The organism is Mesorhizobium sp. M0590 (assembly GCF_040320905.1).
GTDB lineage: Bacteria > Pseudomonadota > Alphaproteobacteria > Rhizobiales > Rhizobiaceae > Mesorhizobium.
Genome location: NZ_JAMYQN010000001.1, coordinates 285,171 through 306,107 on the forward strand (window position 1 = coordinate 285,171; position 20,937 = coordinate 306,107).

General features: G+C 63.4%; 17 protein-coding genes. 8 read left to right on the top strand and 9 right to left on the bottom strand.

The window, feature by feature from the left end:
- Positions 1 to 29 precede the first annotated feature (29 nt).
- Positions 30 to 1,001 (top strand): SDR family oxidoreductase, encoded by a 972-nt coding sequence (locus NKI52_RS01490; protein ID WP_352572005.1) that lies wholly within the window; start codon positions 30 to 32, stop codon positions 999 to 1,001.
- Between the two features lie 53 nt (positions 1,002 to 1,054).
- Here NKI52_RS01490 and NKI52_RS01495 read toward each other — a convergent pair whose 3' ends face one another.
- The 6 genes from NKI52_RS01495 to NKI52_RS01520 all read right to left on the bottom strand — a co-directional run bounded on the left by NKI52_RS01495 (position 1,055) and on the right by NKI52_RS01520 (position 9,196).
- Entirely contained in the window at positions 1,055 to 1,213 is a 159-nt protein-coding gene (locus NKI52_RS01495) for a DUF3309 family protein (protein WP_023678456.1), read from the bottom strand.
- A gap of 99 nt (positions 1,214 to 1,312) precedes the next feature.
- Positions 1,313 to 4,489, bottom strand: a complete 3,177-nt coding sequence (locus NKI52_RS01500; protein ID WP_023678455.1) for an efflux RND transporter permease subunit — start codon at positions 4,487 to 4,489, stop codon at positions 1,313 to 1,315.
- 2 nt (positions 4,490 to 4,491) lie between these two features.
- Positions 4,492 to 5,703, bottom strand: coding sequence for an efflux RND transporter periplasmic adaptor subunit (locus tag NKI52_RS01505; RefSeq protein WP_352696840.1), 1,212 nt, complete (start codon positions 5,701 to 5,703; stop codon positions 4,492 to 4,494).
- Positions 5,704 to 5,983: 280 nt separating this feature from the next.
- Entirely contained in the window at positions 5,984 to 7,114 is a 1,131-nt protein-coding gene (locus NKI52_RS01510; RefSeq protein WP_352572011.1) for a patatin-like phospholipase family protein, read from the bottom strand.
- Between the two features lie 26 nt (positions 7,115 to 7,140).
- Positions 7,141 to 7,923, bottom strand: a complete 783-nt coding sequence (locus NKI52_RS01515; RefSeq protein WP_352696842.1) for a 3-hydroxybutyrate dehydrogenase — start codon at positions 7,921 to 7,923, stop codon at positions 7,141 to 7,143.
- A 184-nt stretch (positions 7,924 to 8,107) separates the two neighbouring features.
- Positions 8,108 to 9,196: a citrate synthase/methylcitrate synthase gene (locus NKI52_RS01520; protein WP_352634177.1), complete on the bottom strand. Its 1,089-nt coding sequence runs from the start codon at positions 9,194 to 9,196 to the stop codon at positions 8,108 to 8,110.
- A 92-nt stretch (positions 9,197 to 9,288) separates the two neighbouring features.
- Here NKI52_RS01520 and NKI52_RS01525 point away from each other — a divergent pair, with 92 nt between their 5' ends.
- Positions 9,289 to 10,437 (top strand): citrate/2-methylcitrate synthase, encoded by a 1,149-nt coding sequence (locus NKI52_RS01525; RefSeq protein ID WP_352696844.1) that lies wholly within the window; start codon positions 9,289 to 9,291, stop codon positions 10,435 to 10,437.
- Between the two features lie 66 nt (positions 10,438 to 10,503).
- Here NKI52_RS01525 and phaR read toward each other — a convergent pair whose 3' ends face one another.
- Entirely contained in the window at positions 10,504 to 11,112 is a 609-nt protein-coding gene (phaR, locus tag NKI52_RS01530) for a polyhydroxyalkanoate synthesis repressor PhaR (protein ID WP_352454871.1), read from the bottom strand.
- Positions 11,113 to 11,390: 278 nt separating this feature from the next.
- Between phaR and NKI52_RS01535 the strand changes: the two genes are divergently transcribed.
- The 6 genes from NKI52_RS01535 to NKI52_RS01560 all read left to right on the top strand — a co-directional run bounded on the left by NKI52_RS01535 (position 11,391) and on the right by NKI52_RS01560 (position 19,373).
- Positions 11,391 to 12,578: an acetyl-CoA C-acetyltransferase gene (locus NKI52_RS01535; RefSeq protein ID WP_352696845.1), complete on the top strand. Its 1,188-nt coding sequence runs from the start codon at positions 11,391 to 11,393 to the stop codon at positions 12,576 to 12,578.
- 94 nt (positions 12,579 to 12,672) lie between these two features.
- Complete coding sequence (gene phbB, locus NKI52_RS01540) at positions 12,673 to 13,398, top strand: acetoacetyl-CoA reductase (RefSeq protein ID WP_023678447.1); 726 nt, start codon at positions 12,673 to 12,675, stop codon at positions 13,396 to 13,398.
- A 731-nt stretch (positions 13,399 to 14,129) separates the two neighbouring features.
- Complete coding sequence (locus tag NKI52_RS01545; RefSeq protein ID WP_352696847.1) at positions 14,130 to 17,537, top strand: helicase-related protein; 3,408 nt, start codon at positions 14,130 to 14,132, stop codon at positions 17,535 to 17,537.
- 12 nt (positions 17,538 to 17,549) lie between these two features.
- Positions 17,550 to 17,936 carry an RNA-binding S4 domain-containing protein gene (locus tag NKI52_RS01550; RefSeq protein ID WP_352696849.1) on the top strand — a complete coding sequence of 129 codons (387 nt, stop codon included), beginning with the start codon at positions 17,550 to 17,552 and terminating at the stop codon, positions 17,934 to 17,936.
- 148 nt (positions 17,937 to 18,084) lie between these two features.
- Positions 18,085 to 18,423 (top strand): ferredoxin FdxA, encoded by a 339-nt coding sequence (gene fdxA / locus NKI52_RS01555; protein WP_292664799.1) that lies wholly within the window; start codon positions 18,085 to 18,087, stop codon positions 18,421 to 18,423.
- 368 nt (positions 18,424 to 18,791) lie between these two features.
- Positions 18,792 to 19,373: a CarD family transcriptional regulator gene (locus NKI52_RS01560; RefSeq protein ID WP_006327799.1), complete on the top strand. Its 582-nt coding sequence runs from the start codon at positions 18,792 to 18,794 to the stop codon at positions 19,371 to 19,373.
- 78 nt (positions 19,374 to 19,451) lie between these two features.
- Here the strand turns inward: NKI52_RS01560 and NKI52_RS01565 are convergent, their stop codons facing one another.
- Positions 19,452 to 20,225 carry an amino acid ABC transporter ATP-binding protein gene (locus NKI52_RS01565; RefSeq protein WP_352696851.1) on the bottom strand — a complete coding sequence of 258 codons (774 nt, stop codon included), beginning with the start codon at positions 20,223 to 20,225 and terminating at the stop codon, positions 19,452 to 19,454.
- Positions 20,222 to 20,902, bottom strand: a complete 681-nt coding sequence (locus tag NKI52_RS01570; RefSeq protein WP_352471183.1) for an ABC transporter permease subunit — start codon at positions 20,900 to 20,902, stop codon at positions 20,222 to 20,224. The genes NKI52_RS01565 and NKI52_RS01570 overlap by 4 nt, the downstream gene beginning before the upstream one ends.
- Positions 20,903 to 20,937 lie beyond the last annotated feature (35 nt).

The window sequence follows — 20,937 nt, forward strand, 5'->3', positions numbered from 1 at the left end:
GGGGTCGTAACGCAACACGGAGACGAACAATGACCACGATCGCAATTCTCGGCGCCAATGGCCGCCTCGGCCGCACGGTCGCCATGGCCTTCCTCGATGCCGGCTACGATGTCCGCGCTGTCACCCGCAGCGGCAAGGTGCCGGCCGAGCTCAAAGGCGCTACGGCGATCGCCGGCGACGCGCTCGACCGTGCTGCGCTGATCCGCGCGACCGAAGGCGTCGATATCATTTTCAACGGCCTCAACCCGCTCTACACCGACTGGAGCAAATGCCTGCCGATGGCCGAGAATGTGATGGCTGCCTGCCGGGCGAACGGCGCGCTGCATCTCTTCCCGGGCACCGTCTACAATTACGGTTCGCAGATGCCGGCGGTGATCGCCGAAGACACGCCGTTTCGCCCGACGACGGAAAAGGGCCGCATCCGCGTCGCCATGGAAGATCTGTTTCGCCGCGAGGCCGACGCGGGTCGGGTGCGCACGATCTTGCTGCGCGCCGGTGATTTCTTCGGTGGTACCGGCAGCGGATCGTGGTTCGATCTGGTTGTTGCCGCCAAGATGACCAAGGGCGTCTATACCGCCCCAGGGCCGGTCGATCTCGTGCATGAATGGGCCTATCTGCGCGACTTGGCCAAGGCCTTCGTCGGGCTGGCTGACAGTCTCGACAAGCTCGGCTCCTACGAGGCGCTGAACTTTCCTGGCCATGCGGTGACCGATCTGGACATCAAGGCGGCCGCGGAGAAGGCGCTCGGACGCACGCTGAAGCTGACGTCGATGCCGTGGTGGGTGCTGCGCGCCGGCAGCCCGTTCGTGGCGATGTGGCGCGAGATCGTTTCGATGTCCTATCTCCGCTTCGAGCCGCACCGGCTGGTTTCGGGCAGGCTGGAAAGCGTTATCGGTACGATCCCGCACACGCCGCTGGAAGATGCAGTGTCGGAAGCGCTTGAGGATATCGGCATCGCCACGATCAAGACGACGCAAAAAGCTGCCCAACAAGGAACTTAAAAAAGGCGGATGGCCTGATGGTCATCCGCCGCTGTTCGGGAGGAAGGTTGCGCTCAGATCCGGCCCATTAACAGCAGCACCAGGACAACGATCAGGATGACGCCGACGATGCCGGATGGTCCGTAACCCCAGGACCGGGAATGCGGCCATGCCGGAACCGCGCCGATCAGAATAAGAATAAGGATAATGATGAGAATGGTGCTGATCGTCATCAGAAAATCCTCGCTTTGAGGTTGCAATGACGGAACAATGCAGAAGGCCGCCCATTGTTCCCGGGCGGCCTTTGCTTGATCAGGATGGCGATCCGGACTCTATTCGGCGGCCTTCGGGAAGGCGATCGCCGGTTCGGCACCCAGATCGGCGTCCAGGCCTTTCGACGGGATTTCGGCCTTTCGACGCCCCAACAGGCGACTGAACCAGCCACGACGCGCACCGGGTTTGACCTTGGCGCGAGTAAACACCATCAGCATCGACGGCGTCACCACCAGCGTCAGCACGGTGGCGAAGGACAGCCCGAAGACGATCGCCGAAGACAGCGAAATCCACCATTGCGTCGACGGCGCGTTGATCGTCGTCTCGTGATGGAAGATTTCGAGGCCGAGGCCGAAAGCAATCGGCAGCACGCCGAGGATCGCCGACACCGCCGTCAGCACCACCGGACGGGCACGTTCGCGGCAGGTCTGCAGAACGGCTTCGTATTTGTCCCAGCCCTCTTCGCGCAACCGGTCATAGGTGTCGATCAGCACGATGTTGTTGTTCACCACCACCCCGGCCAGCGCGATGACACCGATGCCCGACATGACGATGCCGAATGCCTCTCCCGTCAGCAGCAGCCCGAGGAACACGCCGATCGTCGCCATGACCACGCAGGACAGCACCAGCCAGACGCTGGTGAACTTGTTGAACTGCGCCAGAAGCACGATGAAGATCAGGAAGATCGCCGCACCGAAGGCTTTGCTGAGGAAGGCACCGGCCTCTGCGCTGTCCTCATTCGAACCGGCAAGCTTCCAGCGAATGCCGCTGCCGAGGTTCATGTCGGCGACAGCTTTGGTGACCTCCTGCTGGACGGCAGCCACCTGGGCGCCGGCAGCGACGTTGGCCTGGACGACGACCGTTCGCGCACCGTCGATGCGGTTGAGGATACCGACCGTCGGCTCCGGCTTGCGCACGACGAAGTTCGAGATCGGCACCGAGCCTTGAGCGGTCTGCACCCTGAGTTCGTCGAGCGTCGACAGCGTGCGCCGATCCTCGGGCAGGCGCAGCCTGATGTCGACTGCATCGTCGGCGCCAGCGGGCCGGTATTCGCTGAGCTTCAGCCCGTTGGTCACCAGTTGCACCACCGTTCCGACCGCAGTCGGGCTGATGCCGTACTGCGCCGCCTTGGCGCGATCGACCTCGAGCGCCCAGTCGACGCCGGGCGGCGCCAGGCCGTCGGAAATATCGATGACGCCGGGCACCTTGGCTATGCGCGCGGCGACGGCGCGGGCCTTGTCGTCAAGGCCCTTCGGATCGACGGCCGAAAGCCTGATCTGGATCGGCTTGCCGGTAGGCGGGCCGGCTTCCGGCACGCGAACCTCGACGTCGACACCGGGAATGCCGGCCATAACGCCGCGCAGTTCGTCCAGGATTGAGTTCGCCGATTTACGCTCGCGCCAGTCGACGAATTCGTACTGGATCACGCCAACCACGTCTTCCGGAACATCCTGGCCGCCGCCCTGCGTCTTGCCGACACGGGTATAGACAGACTTCACGCCCGGCCAACCGAGCAGTCGATTTTCCGCGGTCTTGGTGGCCGCGTCCATTTCGGCAAGCGAAAGATTGCCGCGGGCGTGGACATAGAGCAGGCCGTAGTCAGGCTCGACATTCGGGAAGAATTCGACGCCGGCACCGAATTTCGAATAGGCGTAGCCGACGCCGAACAACAGCGCCACAGTGAGGACAAGCACGGTGATGGGATAATGCACCGCCTGCTTGACCACGGCCATGTACCAGCCGTCGCGATTGTCGTCGGGGTGATGGGCCGGCGCCTTGGCAAATATCGCGCCCAGCGTCGGCGCGAAGACCAGCGCATAGAGCATCGAGGCCGAGAGCGTCACGATCAGCGTGATCGGCATGTATTTCATGAAGTCGCCGATAATGCCCGGCCAGAACAACAGCGGCGAGAAGGCGGCAATGCGCGTCATCGTCGCCGCGATGACCGGGCCGGCCATGCGCTTGGCGGCAAGCGCGAACGCTTGCTCCTTCGGCATGCCCTCGCTCATGCGTCGCTCGGCGAATTCGGTGACGATGATGGCGTCGTCGACCAGCATGCCGACCGCCAGGATGAGGCTGAACAGCACGATCATGTTGATCGTGTAGCCCATCATTGCCAGCAACAGGATGCCGATCAGGAAGGACGAGGGGATGGCCAATCCGATCAGCAGCGAGGCACGGCCAGACAGCGCGTAGAGAATGACGATGAACACCAGGATGACGGCGATCATCACGTGGTTCTGCAGGTCGCCGAGCAACTGGTTCACGAAGACGGACTTGTCTTGCGTGTAGGTGACGTGCATGCCCTCCGGCATCGTCTTGATGAAGGCGTCGGACACCTCCCTGACCTTGCCAATCGTATCGATCAGGTTGGAGCCGATGCGCTTCTTCACCTCGATGGCGATCGCCGGCTTGCCGTCGAGGCGGGTGACCGTCTCGGCGTCCTTGAATGTGGAGCGGATGGTGGCAATGTCCTTGGCCTGCACCACCGCATTGGGGCCGGCGACGACCGGCAGCGCCGCCACATCCTCTGGCGTCTCGATAAGCGAGGGCACCTTGACCGCGTATTTGCCCTCGGATCCTTCGATGTTGCCGGCGGCGACAAGACTGTTGGAAGCGCCGACCGCACCGATCAACTGGTCGAGCTGCAGCCCGTAGGAAGACAGCTTCATCGGATCGATGACAACTTCGACGAGGTCGTCGCGCGCACCCTGCAGCGAGCCCTCGAGCACGCCAGGCACTTCCTCGATGCGGTCGCGCAGCTCGCGCGCCGCCGCCGTCAGCACGCGCTCGGGCACCTCGCCCGACAGCGTCACGACCAGGACGGGGAACTCGGAGATGTTGACCTCGGAGACCACGGGCTCCTCAGCCGCTTGCGGCAGGTCGGCCTTGCCGTCCTGCACCTTGCTGCGCGTGTCCTGCAGCGCGGTGGCGAGATCCGTCTGTGGCTGGAATTCGACCAGCACATAACCGCCGCCCTGGAAGGCGGCCGAGCGCATCTCCTTGAGGCCTTTCAGGCTCTTCAGCTTGGCTTCCATCGGCCGCAGCAGGAGGCGCTCGGAGTCTTCCGGCGAGATGCCCTGGTAGATCAGGCTGACATACATCATCGGAATCGGAACATCCGGTTCCGCTTCCTTCGGCGTCGACTGGTAGGCGACCGCACCGGCAAGGATGAGAAAGACCAGGACCGCAATGGTCAGCCGGGCATTGCTGATAGCAAGTTTGACGATGTCCATGATTACTGCGTCCCGGCCGTCGCTTCGCCCAACAGCTTTTGAATGGTCGCCTGGTCGGCTGCGACCGGCTTGACCACCTCGCCTTCCTTCACCAGCTCCTGGCCGGCGACGATAATGCGGGCGTCGGCCGCAATGCCGCCGAGCACCAGGCCGGTTGGCGTGTCGTCGACTAGATCGATCGGGAAGAACACGACCTTGTCGCCCTTGTCGACGGCGCGGATGCCGAGGTCGCCCTTGTCGCCGAGCGTCACCACCGATCGCGGCAGCATCACGGCGTCGGTCGGCTGGGCGCTGAGCGCAATTTCTGCCGTCATGCCGGCCGGTACGGACCCATCGGCATTGGGGATAGCGACTTCAACCCGAAAGGTACGGGTTGCCGAAGATGCATCCCGGCTGATGTAGCGCACCGTACCCTTGACGGTCTGGCCACTGACCAGGCGCACATTGGCTTCGTCACCGATCTTCAGATAGCCGAGATCGCGTTCGCTGACTTCGCCGCGTGCGATCACCGGATCGAGCTTGAGAATGGTCGCCACCTCGCCGCCCTGCATGACGGAACTGCCAAGCTCCACCGGCACCCGGTCGATGACGCCGTCGAAGGGCGCCTTCACCTCGTTGCGGTCGAGCTCGGCTTGCGCTGCGTCCAGTTGCGACTTGGCCAGCGTCAGGTTGGAACGGGCCGTATCGAGCTGCAGCTTGGGCAGATTGCCGGTTTTCATCAGCCGCAGGGCCGCAGCCAGCTCGGCCTCACGTTGCACGACAAGCTGCTTGGCGTTGTCGACCGCCGAGATCTTTTCCTCGGCGGCAAGCATCAGGATGAGGTCGCCGGTCTTGACGTGCTGACCCTGCTTGACCGGCAGCTTGTCGATGACGCCGGCGACGCGTGTCGCCAGGACGGCGCGCTTATCGGCTTCGGTCAGTCCGGAAATGCGGATAGCGCGTGCATAGGTGCGCCGCGGCGGGGTTATGACCGCGACCGTGCGTAACGGCGCCTTGGGCTGTTCCGCCTCGGCAGTCCCCGGCTTGGCAGCCCCCTGTTTGCCAGTTTGGGGCTTGCCTGCGTCGGCTGCCTTGGGCTGCTCGACCTCTCCTGCCTTGGGCTTGTTGTCGGCGGACGCGCTGCCGACGGACGAGAATTCGCCTGTCGCCATCCAGCCGGCGAACCCGATGAGCACAACAATGGCTGCAAGCTTGTGAAACCTGAATTTCGGCATCGTCATTTTTTCCAGTGCGCGGGGTTCGGCCAGGCCGCATCTTCTACTTGGGGCGCGTCGCCGATATGGGTGCGCGCGAGGCCGTATTCAAATTGCCGTGATCGGCGAAGCGCGCTTCTACCTCAAAGTTGCATCGCAATATAGTCAGAAAAGTTGATGGGTTGTTGCTTTGTCCGCAAAGATGCGGCTGCAGCATCGGCTGTTGATCGCCAAAACAGCGGTATGGCAGCAAGTGTCAGGATGATTGACGGATTGCGAATGCCATCTGCTTGCGAAGCAGCTAGGCCGGACGGCGGGCGGCCTCGGGCTGCTTGCGCGCCGCAAGAAATTCCTTGACCCGCCGGCCCGGCGCCGGCCCGCGCACCGGCTTCAAGCCGTCGTCGAGTTCGCCGGACAGATCGATCGTCGGCCGCTTGCCGACGGCGTCATAATTTTCTTCCAGCCAATCACTGGCTGCGGTGCGGCCGAGGTCGCGCAGATAGGCAAGGAACGCCCATTCGGCATTGACCTTGGATGATGCCGACAGATCCTTGAACGCTTCGTCGGCATCGATGCGGTGCATGCGGATGTCGCGATATTCGCCGTGCGGCAATCGGCCGGCGGCGATCAGTTCCTTGACGAAGGCGATCGAGCGGAATTCGCGCAACAGCCCGGCATTGAAGGTGATCTCGTCGATGCGGTTCTGGATCTCATTGGCGCTCTTCGGCGTTCCCTCGCGGACCACCGGATTGATCTGCACCAAAAGCACGTCCTCGGTGGCCGCCGTCTTGAAGAACGGGAACAGTGCCGGGTTGCCGCCATAACCGCCATCCCAATAGGGCACGCCCTTGATCTCGACGGCACGGAACAATTGCGGCAAGCAGGCCGACGCCATCACCGTGTCGAGGTCGATCTCGCCGTCCGAGAAGACCCGCAACTGGCCGGTCTCGACATTGGTAGCGGAAATGAACAGTTCCATCGACTTGCAGGCGCGCACATTGTCGAAATCGATCTCACGTTCGACCACGTCGCGCAGCGGATTGATGGCGAGCGGATTGGCGACATAGGGCGAAAATACCCGAGACATCGTATCGAACAGGAAATAGCCGGGCGTGTTCTCGATCGACCAATTGCCCCAGGCGACGTCCCAAGGCATGCGCTGTACCGGGCTGAAGCGGCCCTTTGCCGCCACCGCACGCCAGAAATCGTCGAGCTTCCGCCGCGCGCCCTCGACACCGCCGCGGACAAAGCCGTCGGCCAGCGCCACGGCATTCATGGCGCCGGCGCTGGTGCCCGAAACCGCCGTTATGTCGAGGCGCCCGTCCTCGAGCAGCCGATCGAGCACGCCCCAGGAAAACGCCCCGTGCGAACCGCCGCCTTGCAGCGCGACATTGATCTTCTTTGGTTCTTCCGCCTTGCCATTTTTCGGCATGGCGTGGCCCTTGACCGCTGGAAGCCTCACTGAGCGGTCCAGCCGCCATCGACAGAGATGTGCGCGCCGTTGATCTGCGCCGCCGCATCCGAGCATAGGAACACCGCGGCCGCCGCAACCTGCTCGACGGTGACGAACTCCTTGGTAGGCTGCTTTTCGAGCATGACCTCACGGACCACCGTCTCGCGGTCCATCTTGTTGGCCTTCATCTGGTCGGGGATCTGCGCCTCGACCAGCGGCGTCAACACATAGCCGGGACAAATGGCATTGCAGGTGATCTTGTCGCGCGCCAGCTCCAGGGCGACCGTCTTGGTCAGGCCCAGAATGCCATGCTTGGCCGAGACATAGGCCGATTTGAACGGCGAGGCGACAAGGCCGTGGGCCGAGGCGACGTTGACGATCCGGCCGCCACCGGCCTGTTTCATCAACGGGATGGCGGCTGCGATGGTGTGGAAGGCCGATGACAGGTTGATGGCGATGATCGTATCCCATTTCTCGATCGGGAAGCTTTCGACCGGCGCGACATGCTGGATGCCGGCGTTGTTGACCAGGATGTCGACCGAGCCGAATGCCTCGGCTGCCTTCGCCACCAAAGTCCGGCACTCGGCCGGCTTCGACATATCGGCCTTGACGTAGACGGTCTTCACCTGGTGGTGCTTCGCGATTGCGTCGGCGATGGCGTGATCGTCGGCGGTGTCGGAAAAGGAATTGACGACGACGTTGCAGCCTTCGGCCGCGAGCGCGTGAGCAATGGCCAGGCCGATGCCCGAGGTGGAACCGGTGATGATGGCGGTTTTTCTGGCGGTCAAGGCGGCTTTATTCCTTTCGAGGCGGGCTCCCGTGGAACCATGCTGCACTGCAGCATATAGGCTCTCTGTCACCCAAGAACAGCGGATGTGTGGAGCAATGACATGAAATTTTTGTCATGTAGACCTCTCTCGTCCCCTAAGAGAGGTCGTTGCCTCGTTTCGCAAAGCATGCGCTGAAAGCTCGTCAGGCGACGAGGTCCGGCACCGTCCCGATATAGCGCGACTGCGGCCGGATCAGCCGTCCGCTCGTTTGCTGCTCGCGCGCATGGGCAATCCAGCCGGCGACGCGCCCGGCAGCAAAGACATTGGTGAACGCCTCTTTCGGAAAGCCCGCCGCTTCCAGCAGGAGCGCTGTGAAGAACTCGACATTGGTCTGGAGCGAGCGCGACGGCTTGGCGATGAGAAGCACTTCGAGCGCCGCTTGCTCCACGCTTTCGGCAAACGCCAGCCGGTGGCCGGCTTCGCCCTTGGCGCCGAGCTGCCGCACCACCGCTTTCAGCACGTCGGCACGCGGATCGCGCACACGGTAGATGCGATGCCCGAAGCCCATGATGCGGCGGCCACGCGCGATCTCGCCACGCAGCCAGCCGGCGGCGTCGCCATGCGCCTCGATCGCATCCAGCATCTCGATCACCGGACCTGGCGCGCCGCCATGCAGCGGCCCCTTGAGCGCTCCGAGCCCGGCCAGCACCGCCGAAGTAAGCCCGGCCTGCGTCGAAGCGACCACGCGCGCGGCGAAGGTCGATGCGTTGAGGCCGTGGTCGCAAACCGTCACGAGATAGGCATCGAGCGCCTTCGCCAATTTAGGCGAGGCCACAATGCCGGTCAGCATCCGCAGCATGTCGGCTGCATGATCGGCCTTGCTATCGGGCGCAATCGGGCTTTCGCCGCGCTGCAAGCGCAGCAAGGCCGGCGTCAGCACGGCAGGTGCCGCAACCAGCCGCAGCGCGTCCGACAATTTGCCGCCATCCGGCAGCAGGGCAATACCGGCGCGCATCGCGCTGTAGATATCGACGGATGCGAGAAACGGCAGCAAGGGTTTGATCTGCTCGAACACTTCGCTGCGCGCCCGACCGATCGCGTTCGCCAGCTCGCTGCCGTCGGGAAGATCGTCGAAAAAGCCGTCGAACAGCAGATGAACCACCTCGGCGTATTTCCAGCGGCCTGCCAGTTCGGGCAACGAATGGCCCCGGATGGTCAGGCGGCCACCAAGACCGTCAACATCGGAGAGCACCGTTTCCGCCGCCACCACATCATCGAGCCCATTCGCCATTGGTTTTCTCCTTGACCCTTTCCGGGTGGAAGATAAGGGTTGGTGACTCGACCATCAATCTTGATCAACGGAATCAACATGACAAGGCTGACATGACGGAGTGGCTGACGCGGGACGAAGCCCTGGAGCGTCTCAAGGTGCGAGCCCAGACCCTCTATGCCTATGTCAGCCGCGGACGCATCGGCGTGCGGCCGGACCGGGCGGATCCACGCCGCAGCCAGTATCGCGCCGACGATATCGCGGCGCTGGCGAGCCGCCGGGCTCGTGGCCGAAATCCCCAGGCAATCGCCGAAAGTGCAATTGCCTGGGGTGAGCCGGCGATCGCCACCACGATCTCGACCGTTTTGCATGGCCGCCTTGTCTATCGCGGCCAGGATGCGGTTGCTCTCTGCGAGGCTGCCACGCTGGAGCAGACGGCAAACCTGCTTTGGGCATCTGGCGCACCAGTGTCGTTCGTCTCGGCGAGCCGCCATGACAACGGCGCAACTGGCCGGCCGGCTGCCTTCGCGGAATTGGCCGCGTTGGCGGCCAACGGCCGGCCTTCGCTCGGCCGAAGATCGGCTTCGCTCAACCACGATGCGGCCGGCGCCATCGCCGCTTTGGCCCAGGCGCTCGGCGCGAATCCCGGAACTGGTGCCGTGCACGAAAGGCTGGCGCGGGGATGGTCGCTCGATGCGGCCGGCGCAGACTTGATCCGTCGCTCACTGGTACTGTTGGCCGATCACGAATTGAACGCATCGACCTTCGCCGCGCCGGTCGCCGCGTCCACCGGTGCACCTGTTTCGGCCTGCCTGCTTGCCGGCCTCGCCACGCTCTCCGGTCCGCGTCATGGCGGCGCCGCGGAGGCGGTCATGATGCTGGCGGAAGATGCGCAGAGATTGGGGCCGGATGCGGCTGTCGGACGCTGGCTCGGTCACGACAGGCCGCTGCCCGGATTTGGCCATCCGCTTTATCCCGACGGCGATCCGCGTGCGGAACCGTTGCTGGCCGCGATAGATGTCGATGATGGGCTGTTACGGCTTTGCGATGCGGCCTTTGCGGCAACGGGCATGCGCCCGAACGTCGATTTCGCTTTGGCCGCGCTGACGCGCGGTCTCCGTTTGCCGTCCGATGCGCCGTTCCGCCTGTTCGCGCTCGGCCGCAGCGTCGGCTGGGCCGCGCATGCCGTGGAGCAGGTGACAAGCAACGGCCTGATCCGGCCACGCGCCCGCTACCAGGGGCCGCTGCCGGAGCAGCTCTAGCCGCGCTGTTTGCGAAGTCTCAGCGGCGCCTGAGCGAAGGTTCGACGCGGCGCCTCGCCCCGGCAATCACGACATGGTGTCGAGCTTGCGCTGCATCGCGGCGATCTGCTCCTTCAGCTCCTGAAGGTCGTCGGGTTTTTCCGGCGTTTCCTTCCTGGCCGGTTCGGCCGGCGCTGCTGCCGGCGCCGAGCCCGCGGACGGGAACGGCGTGAACAGCCGCATGGCGTTCTGGAACATTTCCATGTTGCGCCGCGTCTGCTCCTCCAGCACCTTGATCGGCGTAGCGATCTTCATCATGTCCATCGGCGACTTGCCGAGGGCATCTTTCATCTGCTCGCGAAAGCGCTCCTGCTCCTTCGAGAAGGCCAGCATCGACTGCTCGAGAAAGCTCGGCACGATCATCTGCATCTGGTCGCCATAATAGGCGATGAGCTGACGCAGGAACGGGATCGGCAGCATGTTCTGCCCGTCCTTGTTCTCCAGCTCGAAGATGATCTGGGTCAGTACCGGATGCGTGATGTCGTCACCGGTCTTGGCGTCCTGGACAGTAAAGTCCTCGCCTCTTTTGACCATTTCAGCGAGATCCTCGAGCGTCACATAGGTGCTGGTGCCCGTATTGTAGAGACGGCGATTGGCATATTTCTTGATAACAATAGGTTCGTCTTTTGCGGCCATCTGCATCCTCCCCGGACACCGGGCAGCTTAAGTAAGCCGCCGGTAACGATTGCGCCTTTTTAAAGGATATGCGCAAAAGCGTCATGAATCCAAGCAGTTTGTGCAGTGCGGGAACATTTTATGCTGCGCAGCACGGATGGGCCGCCGTTGCAGCGACGGGCGGCATGCTTGCGGCAGTGGGACGCCATGCCCATTTCGGGTTTGACTCGGGTTGTGGAAAGGGCAAGAAAAGTCCCCGACGGCACCCGAAATCGTTCCCCGAAAGCCTGGAGAAGAACATGTCCGCTTCCAACGCCATCGTTGTCGCCAGTGCAGCACGCACGCCCGTCGGCTCCTTCAACGGCGCTTTCGCCAACACCCCAGCCCATGAATTGGGTGCCGTCGCCGTCAGGGAAGCGCTGGTCCGTGCCGGCGTCGACGGCAAGGAGGTGGACGAGGTCATCCTCGGCCAGATCCTGACCGCGGCTCAAGGACAGAACCCGGCGCGGCAGGCGGCTATGGCCGCCGGCGTGCCGCAGGAGGCGACCTCCTGGGGCCTGAACCAGCTCTGCGGCTCCGGCTTGCGCGCCATCGCGCTCGGCATGCAGCAGATCGCCCAGGGCGATGCAAAAATCATCGTTGCCGGCGGCCAGGAATCGATGTCAATGGCTCCGCATGCGCAACATCTGCGCGGTGGCGTCAAGATGGGCGATTTCAAGCTGATCGACACCATGATCAAGGACGGCCTGACCGATGCCTTCTATGGCTATCATATGGGCAACACCGCTGAGAACGTCGCCCGCCAGTTCCAGATCACCCGCGACGACCAGGACCAGTTCGCACTGGCTTCCCAGAACAAGGCCGAGGCCGCGCAGAAAGCCGGGAAATTCAAGGACGAGATCGTTGCCTTTACAGTCAAGGGCAGGAAGGGCGACACCGTAGTCGACCAGGATGAATACATCCGCCACGGCGCGACAATCGATGCCATGACCAAGCTCAAGCCCGCCTTCGACAAGGAAGGCACGGTGACTGCTGCCAATGCTTCCGGCATCAACGACGGCGCCGCCGCCGTGGTGCTGATGACCGAAGCGGAAGCCGCAAGGCGCGGCATCACACCGCTGGTGCGTATCGTTTCCTGGGCGACCGCCGGTGTCGACCCGCAGATCATGGGGACGGGACCGATCCCCTCCTCGCGCAAGGCGCTGGCCAAGGCCGGCTGGTCGGTTGGCGACCTCGATCTGGTCGAAGCCAACGAGGCCTTTGCCGCGCAGGCCTGCGCCGTCAACAAGGACATGGGCTGGGATCCGGCCATCGTCAACGTCAATGGCGGCGCCATCGCCATCGGCCATCCGGTCGGCGCCTCGGGCGCCCGCATCTTCAACACGCTGGTCTACGAGATGCGCCGCAGAAGTGCCAGGAAAGGCCTTGCCACGCTGTGCATCGGCGGCGGCATGGGTGTTGCCATGTGCGTGGAAGCAATGGGATGAATGGCAAATTGTGAATGGTGAATGGAAGATCGGAGGGCTTACGCAATAATCATTCCCCATTCCCCATTCACCATTCACTCTGGGAGGGAAACGCATGACAAAGGTTGCAATCGTCACAGGCGGGTCGCGCGGCATCGGCGCGGCGATATCGGTCGCCTTGAAAAGCGCCGGCTATTCGGTCGCCGCAAACTACGCCGGCAATGAAGAAGCGGCGGCAAAGTTCAAGGCCGCGACCGGCATCCCGGTCTATAAATGGTCCGTCGCCGACTACGAGGCCTGCGCCGCCGGCATCAAACAGATCGAAGCCGATCTCGGTCCCGTCTCGGTGCTGGTCAACAATGCCGGCATCACTCGTGACGCGATGTTCCACAAGATGACGCGCGAGCAATGGAAAGAGGTCCTCGACACCAACCTTTCCGGCGTCTTCAACATGACGCATCCGTTGTGGGGCGGCATGCGCGACCGCAAGTTCGGTCGCATCATCACCATCTCCTCGATCAACGGCCAGAAAGGCCAGGTCGGCCAGGTCAATTATTCGGCCTCGAAGGCCGGCGATATCGGCTTCACCAAGGCACTGGCCCAGGAAGGCGCGCGCGCCGGCATCACCGTCAACGTCATTTGCCCTGGCTACATCGCCACCGAGATGGTCAAGGCAATGGACGAGAAGGTCCTCAACGAGCGCGTCATCCCGCACATCCCGGTCGGCCGTCTCGGCGAGCCGGAGGAAATCGCGCGCTGCGTCGTCTTCCTCGCTTCCGACGATGCCGGTTTCATCACCGGCTCGACCATATCAGCCAATGGCGGCCAGTACATCGCCTGATCGTTTATCTTTACGTTGAGACAGATACGCGCTTGGACGAACGGGCCTGCAAAACGGCCCGTTTCTATAGCGGTCTTCCCGTTGCAAGATCTCGATGCGGCACGCTGCCCCAATCCGGCACGCAAAGGTTAACGGCCGCTGCGCAGCCTATGCAAAAACCGCCCGGCAGCCTGTGGATTCTCGGTGGAAAAGCTGTTCACAACACAACATGCAGCGGTGAACAAACCAAGAAACTTCGGCTATCTCTGATTCGTCGCCGATTCGTTCCGGCTTTGAGCGGAACGTTAACGGCGAGAGCTGAAAACACCCTCGAAATGATTGAAGCGCGTTAGGAAACATCAATAATTTCATAATGTTGTGCGAAGCAGATTGGCCAGCCACGACCATTCACCGGCAAAGGTTAACCGCAGTGCTCGCTTGGATGCCACTTGCATAAATCGGGCCAGTTTCCGTGATTCAGCATGTGGTGAGACTCGCCGACAGAAAACCCAGATGTAGCCGTGAACAAACCCTGAATCAGCGCGAGTCAGTGATTCGTCGCTGATTCGTTCCAGACTCGTTCCAACTGTTAATCGGGAACAGATTTTCTGGCTTCGAACCAACCAATCGGCCTGCCCTCGGCATATTCCGCTTTCGCTTCGCGCCCGAAATCCCTATGTGTCGCCTGTCATACGCGGCCAATATGGGCGCGCTCCCGACAATGCGAGGCAGAGAGCCTTATTTCCAGGCCGATGAACATCTATCCGAAACACACTGAACCGCTGATCCTGTCGGGTCGAGACGTGACGGCCGTGCTCGGCCCGACCAATACCGGCAAGACCCATCTCGCGATCGAGCGCATGGTGGCGCACGAAAGCGGCGTCATCGGCCTGCCGCTCAGGCTGCTTGCCCGCGAGGTCTATACGCGCGTCTGCGAGAAGGTCGGCGCCCATAAGGTGGCGCTCATCACCGGCGAGGAAAAGATCCAGCCGGCGGGCGCGAAATACTCGGTCTGCACCGTGGAAGCGATGCCGCGCGAGACCGACGCCGCCTTCGTTGCCATCGACGAGGTCCAGCTCGCCGGCGATCTCGAACGCGGACACATCTTCACCGATCGCATCCTGCATCTGCGCGGCCGCCAGGAGACGCTGCTGCTCGGCGCCGCCACCATGCACGGCATTCTGCAGCGCCTGCTGCGGGGCGTGTCGGTAGTGACGCGACCACGCCTGTCGCATCTTGCCTATGTCGGCTCGAAGAAGCTGACCCGCCTGCCGCGGCGCACGGCGATCGTCGCCTTCTCGGCCGACGAGGTCTATGCCATCGCTGAGCTGATCCGCCGCCAGCAGGGCGGTGCCGCCGTCGTGCTCGGCGCACTCAGCCCGCGCACCCGCAACGCCCAGGTGGCGCTGTTCCAGTCGGGCGACGTCGACTACCTCGTCGCCACCGACGCCATCGGCATGGGCCTCAACCTCGACCTCGACCACGTCGCCTTCGCCCAGAATCGCAAATTCGACGGCTACCAGTACCGCAACCTGACGGCGGCCGAGCTCGGCCAGATTGCCGGCCGCGCCGGCCGGCATCTGCGCGACGGCACCTTCGGCGTCACCGGCCAGGTCGATCCGCTGGATGATGAACTGGTCAACAAGATCGAGGCGCATGATTTCGATCCGGTGAAAGTGCTGCAGTGGCGTACCGCGCATTTCAATTTCGCCAGCCTCGATGCGCTGAAGCGCTCGATTGAGACCAACGCCCCGGTAGAAGGCCTGACGCGCGCACTGCCGGCAGTAGACGCGCAGGCGCTCGAGCATCTGTCGCGCGACGACGACATCCGGGCACTCACCACCGATGCCAGGCGCGTGGCGCTGCTTTGGGAAGCCTGCGCGCTGCCCGACTACAGGAAGATCGCGCCGGCCCAGCATGCCGACTTGATCGCCTCCATCTACATGGACCTTGCCAGGCATGGCCATGTCGACGAGAACTACATGGCCGAGCAGGTGCGCCGTGCCGACACAACCGAAGGCGACATCGACACGCTGTCGCACAGGATTGCCCAGATCCGCACATGGACCTTCGTTTCCAACCGGCCCGGCTGGCTGGCCGATCGGGCACACTGGCAGGAAAAGACGCGCGAAATCGAAGACAGATTGTCGGATGCGCTGCATGAGCGGTTGACGAAACGTTTTGTAGACCGCAGGACTTCCGTCCTCATGCGGCGCCTTAGAGAAAACACGATGCCTGAAGCCGAAATCAGCCCAACCGGAACCGTCCTCGTCGAAGGCCATCATGTCGGCGAGCTGCAGGGTTTCCGCTTCACCGCCGACCAGAGCGCCGGCGGCGAGGACGCCAAGGCGGTACGGGCGGCGGCGCAGAAGGCGCTTGCCGCCGAGTTCGAGGCGCGGGCCGAGCGCTTCGGCGCCTCTGCCAATGGCGACATCGCCCTGGGTTCGGATGGCACGCTACGCTGGATCGGCGCGCCGATCGGCACGCTGGTCGCCGGCGAAGACGCTTTGAAGCCGCGTCTCGTTCTGCTCGCCGACGAGCAACTCACCGGCCCGGCACGCGACAAGGTTGCGGCGCGCGCCGAGCGCTTCGTCAACTTCCAGATCGAATCCCTGCTGAAGCCGCTGGTCGATCTCAAGAATGCCGAGCAGATCACCGGCATCGGCCGCGGCATCGCTTTCCAGCTTGTCGAGCATCTCGGCCTCATCAACCGTCGCGACATCGCCGACGAGATGAAGTCGCTCGACCAGGAAGGCCGCGCGGCGCTTCGCCGTCTCGGAGTGCGCTTCGGCGCCTACCATGTCTTCGTCCCGGCGCTGATCAAGCCGGCGCCGGCCGGGCTGATAACGCTGCTGTGGGCGCTGAGAAACGACGGCAAGGACAAGCCCGGCTTCGGCGATGTCGTTCACGCACTGGCCTCCGGCCGCACCTCGGTGGTCATCGATCCGACCTTCGACAAGACCTTCTACAAGCTTGCCGGCTACCGCAATCTTGGCCGGCGTGCTGTACGCGTCGATATTCTCGAACGGCTGGCCGACCTGATCCGGCCGGCGACCAACTGGAAGCCGGGCCTCGGCCCTCGCCCCGACGGCGCCTATGACGGTCAGTCCTTCATGGTGACGCCGCCGATGATGTCGATCCTCGGCGCCACCGCCGACGACATGGAAGAAATCCTGAAGGGACTCGGCTATCGCGCCGATGCCAAACCGGCGGCCGAGGTCAAGGCGCGGCTCGAAGCACAGGACAATGCCGCGCGTGAAGCTGCCGCTGCAAAGCAGGCGGCGGAAGAGGCTGCGCGAGTCGAGCAGGCGAGGATGGCGGAAGCAGCTGCCGCGGCAGAGCCGCCGGCGGAGGCTTCGGAACCTGTGTCGGATGCGGCTCCTGTTGCGGAGGCGGCGGCCGAAGCTGTGACCGAAGCGACGGCAGAGCCTGTCGCGGAAGCTCCAGCCCCTGAAGCTGCGGCAGAAGTCACGCAAGAGACCCGGCCCGCCGCGGAGGCGACTGCTGAAGCGCCTGCGGAACCAGCGGCCGAGCCAAGGGCGGAACTTGGGGCGGAAACTGAGGCTGCGGCACCGGCAGAACCGCCGGTTTTCGAAACTATGGAAACATCGCCGGCCGAACCTGCGACGACGGCGGAAGCCGTCGCCGGCGAGCCCGCTCCAGAGGCCGAGGAGCCAAAACCCGTTCTGTTGTGGCGGCAGGGCCGTTTCGACCAGCGCCCGCGTCATCGCCAGCATGACAACCGCCCCCGGGACAATCATCGGGACAATCGCGCGCGCAATGGTCAAGCTGCGCCGGACAGCCGCAGCGATGCGCCGGCAGATGCCGGCGGACAACCGGCGCCGGGCGACCGGCCCGCCCGTCAGGGGCGCCACGACCAGCGCGACGGCGCCGGCAAGCCGCGCTTCGATCGCAGCAAGTTCAAGCCCAGGCCGCAAGGCGAGGCGGCAGATCAGCGCGCCGGCAAGCCGCAAGGTGAACGCCCGGACCGGCGCGAAAACCGGCCCGACTGGAAGGCTGGCCGGCAGGACGGCAAAGGCGGCGCCCAAGGCGCAAAACCCGCCTTCCAGCCAAAGCCGCGTGAGGAACGCCCGGTCCGCTTCGACCCGGACTCGCCCTTCGCCAAGCTCGCCGCGTTGCGCGACCAGCTGAAGAAGTAGGCTGCTCGTCCAATGGTCACTGATGCCCGCCAGCGCATCGACAAGTGGCTGTTCTTCTCGCGCGCGGTAAAATCGCGCACGCTGGCAGCCAAGCTGGTCGTCGCCGGACGCGTCCGCATCAATCGCGACAAAGCAGCGCAGGCCTCCGATACGGTCCGGCCGGGCGACGTTTTGACCATCACGCTGGAGCGGCGGATCTCCGTCTGGAAAGTCCTTGGCACCGGCGCACGGCGTGGCCCGGCCGAAGAGGCCCGCCTGCTCTACGAGGACATGTCGCCGCCCCCCGCGCCCAAGGACGAGGCGCTTCCGGATGCGGTGCCGCCGTTGCGCGAGGCCGGCAGCGGTCGCCCGACGAAGAAGGAACGCCGCCAGACCGACCACCTGCTCGGCGACGATTGAGCAAGGTCGAACGCCCGCTTTGCCGGCCTTCCGGAATTCCATTCCGGAAACCGCGGCACCGCTGGCAGGGGCCGCCCTTGCCACCAGCGGACAAAGGCGTTACCTCACCAAAAAAGCCCAATAAAATGGGACGTCCCGGAGCCGACCAATGACCTATGTCGTGACCGACAATTGCATAAAATGCAAATACATGGACTGCATCGAGGTCTGTCCGGTCGACTGCTTCTACGAAGGTGAGAACATGCTCGTCATCCACCCGGACGAGTGCATCGATTGCGGTGTCTGCGAACCGGAATGCCCGGCCGACGCGATCAAGCCCGACACCGAGTCGGGTCTCGACAAATGGCTGCAGATCAACACCGAATATGCCGAGAAATGGCCCAACATCACCGCCAAGAAGGAGCCGCCGGCCGACGCTAAAAATTTCGATGGCGAAACTGGCAAGTTCGAGAAATATTTCTCCCCCGAGCCCGGCGAAGGCGACTGACGAGCCTGCCGGCTGCGGCGGCCTGACGCCGCGTAACAGACGTGATACATTAACTGCCTTGACAGGCGGCGACGGCGCGTGGCCTTCGCGCGTGCAGCAAAACCTTGATTCTTCCGACTTTTTGTGTTATATCAACCAAACATGCCGGTGACACAACGTCGATTTATGGCGCAAACGCCCCAAATCACTGAAAGGTGAATTTCTCAATCCGGACCAGAGCGATCTGGGGCAGGCGGTCGCAATGTTGCGATTTGCCGGTCCTGGCCTTTCCGGTGAGTTCATCGTTGTGTGGCTAAGGACCGGTCACCCCGGTCGCACGAGTTCGGGCCGGCACGATGCCGGTACCACAACAAGGAGTTCAGGGCGTAATGGCAACGATCACCCCGCAGAAGAAGTCCACCGCAGCGCGCCACGGTTTCAAGACCGGCGAGTACATCGTCTATCCGGCGCATGGTGTCGGCCAGATCGTCTCGATCGATGAGCAGGAAGTCGCGGGCCACAAGCTGGAGTTGTTCGTCATCGACTTCCAGAAGGACAAGATGCGCCTCAAGGTGCCGGTCGCCAAGGCGACCTCGATCGGCATGCGCAAGCTGTCGGAAGAGGATTATGTCGAGCGCGCGCTGAAGGTCGTGCAGGGCCGCGCCCGCGTCAAGCGCACCATGTGGTCACGCCGTGCCCAGGAATATGATGCCAAGATCAACTCCGGCGATCTGATCTCGATCTCGGAAGTGGTGCGCGACCTTTACCGCGCCGATAACCAGCCGGAGCAGTCCTATTCCGAGCGCCAGCTCTACGAGGCGGCCCTCGACCGCATGGCCCGCGAGATCGCGGCCGTCAACCGCATGTCGGAGACCGAAGCGGTGCGCCTCATCGAGGTGAACCTCAATAAGGGCCCGAAGCGCGGCGCCAAGGCCGACAACGAGGAAGCCGAGCAGGAAGAAGCCGCCTGAGCTTTTTTGCTTTCGAATTCAGAAAAACCCGGCCTTGCGCCGGGTTTTTTGTTTTGGCTGACCGGCGAGAATGCATATCTAACCTTCGCCGCCGTCCTCCCTTTCCGCCTCGTGCTTTAGTGTGGCGATGAACCGCTTGGTCCGCTGGCGTTCCGGGTTGCTGAACAGCACCGCGGCCGGGCCTTGTTCGACGATGTTGCCGGCATCGAGGAACACCACTTCCCGCGCGATCTTGGAGGCGAGCCGCAGGTCATGCGTCGCCATCACCATGGTCGTGCCCTCGCTGGCGAGCTTGCCGAGCACGTCGACCACCTCCTGCGCCAGTTCCGGATCGAGTGCCGAGGTCGGCTCGTCGCAGAGCAGGACCTTCGGCGAAGGCGCCAGCGCCCGGGCAATCGCCACGCGCTGCTGCTGGCCACCTGACAGGGTCGCCGGCCAGGCATCGGCCTTGTGCGCCATGCCGACCTTTTCGAGCAGGGCCAGCGCCCGTTCGCGCGCCCTCTCCCTGGGCCATTTCAGCACCGTCACCAGCCCCTCCATGATGTTCTCGATCGCGGTGCGATGCGGAAACAACTGGAAATTCTGGAACACCATGCCGGTCTGCAGCCGCAGTCGCTGGATATCCCTGGTCGAGACCCTGCCGCCGGGGTGGAATTCGAGTGCATCGTCGCCGATCCGTACCGTGCCTGAAGTCGGCAGCTCGAGCAGGTTGATGCAGCGCAAAAGCGTGCTCTTCCCTCCGCCCGACGGCCCGACAAGCGCCGTAACGCTGCCTTCCTCGATGGTGACGGTCACGCCCTTCAGCACCAAATTGTCGCCGAAACGCTTTTCGATGTTGGTGAGGCCGATCATGCGCGCGCCTCCAGGAAGCCGCCATAACGGTTGAGCCGCGTTTCCAGCCGCGCCTGCAAGGCCGACAGCACGGAGCTCATGATCAGATAGAGGGCCGCTGCCTCGACATAGAGGATCAGCGGCTCATAGGTGGTGGCGACGATGCGCTGCGCTGCCTGGAACATCTCCGGCACGGTGATGGCGGCGGCGAGCGAAGTGTCCTTGACCAGCGAGATGAAGGTGTTGGACAGCGGCGGCACGGCGACGCGTCCCGCCTGTGGAAGAATGGTGCGCCGCATTGCCTGGGCCCAGGTCATGCCGATCGAATAGGCCGCTTCCCACTGGCCCTTGGGCACCGAACCGATGACGGCGCGGATGATTTCCGACGAATAAGCACCGATGTTCAAGGTGAAGCCGATCAGTGCTGCCGGAAAGGCGTCGAGCAGGATGCCGACCGATGGCAGGCCGTAGAAGATAAGGAACAGTTGCACGAGAAGCGGCGTGCCGCGGAATATCCAGACGTAGAAGCGGACCACGGCGACCAGCGGTTTGGGACCGAACAGCCGGACAAGCGCCACAACCAGGCCTAGGACAAGACCGAATGCAAACGACAGCAGCGTCAACGGCACGGTGAAGATCAGTGCAGCCCACAGCAGCGTAGGCAGGGATTCCAGCATCAATTGCAGCCAGTGCGGCACGAAGGCTCCTCCTTGCCAGATTGCCGTCGCTCATA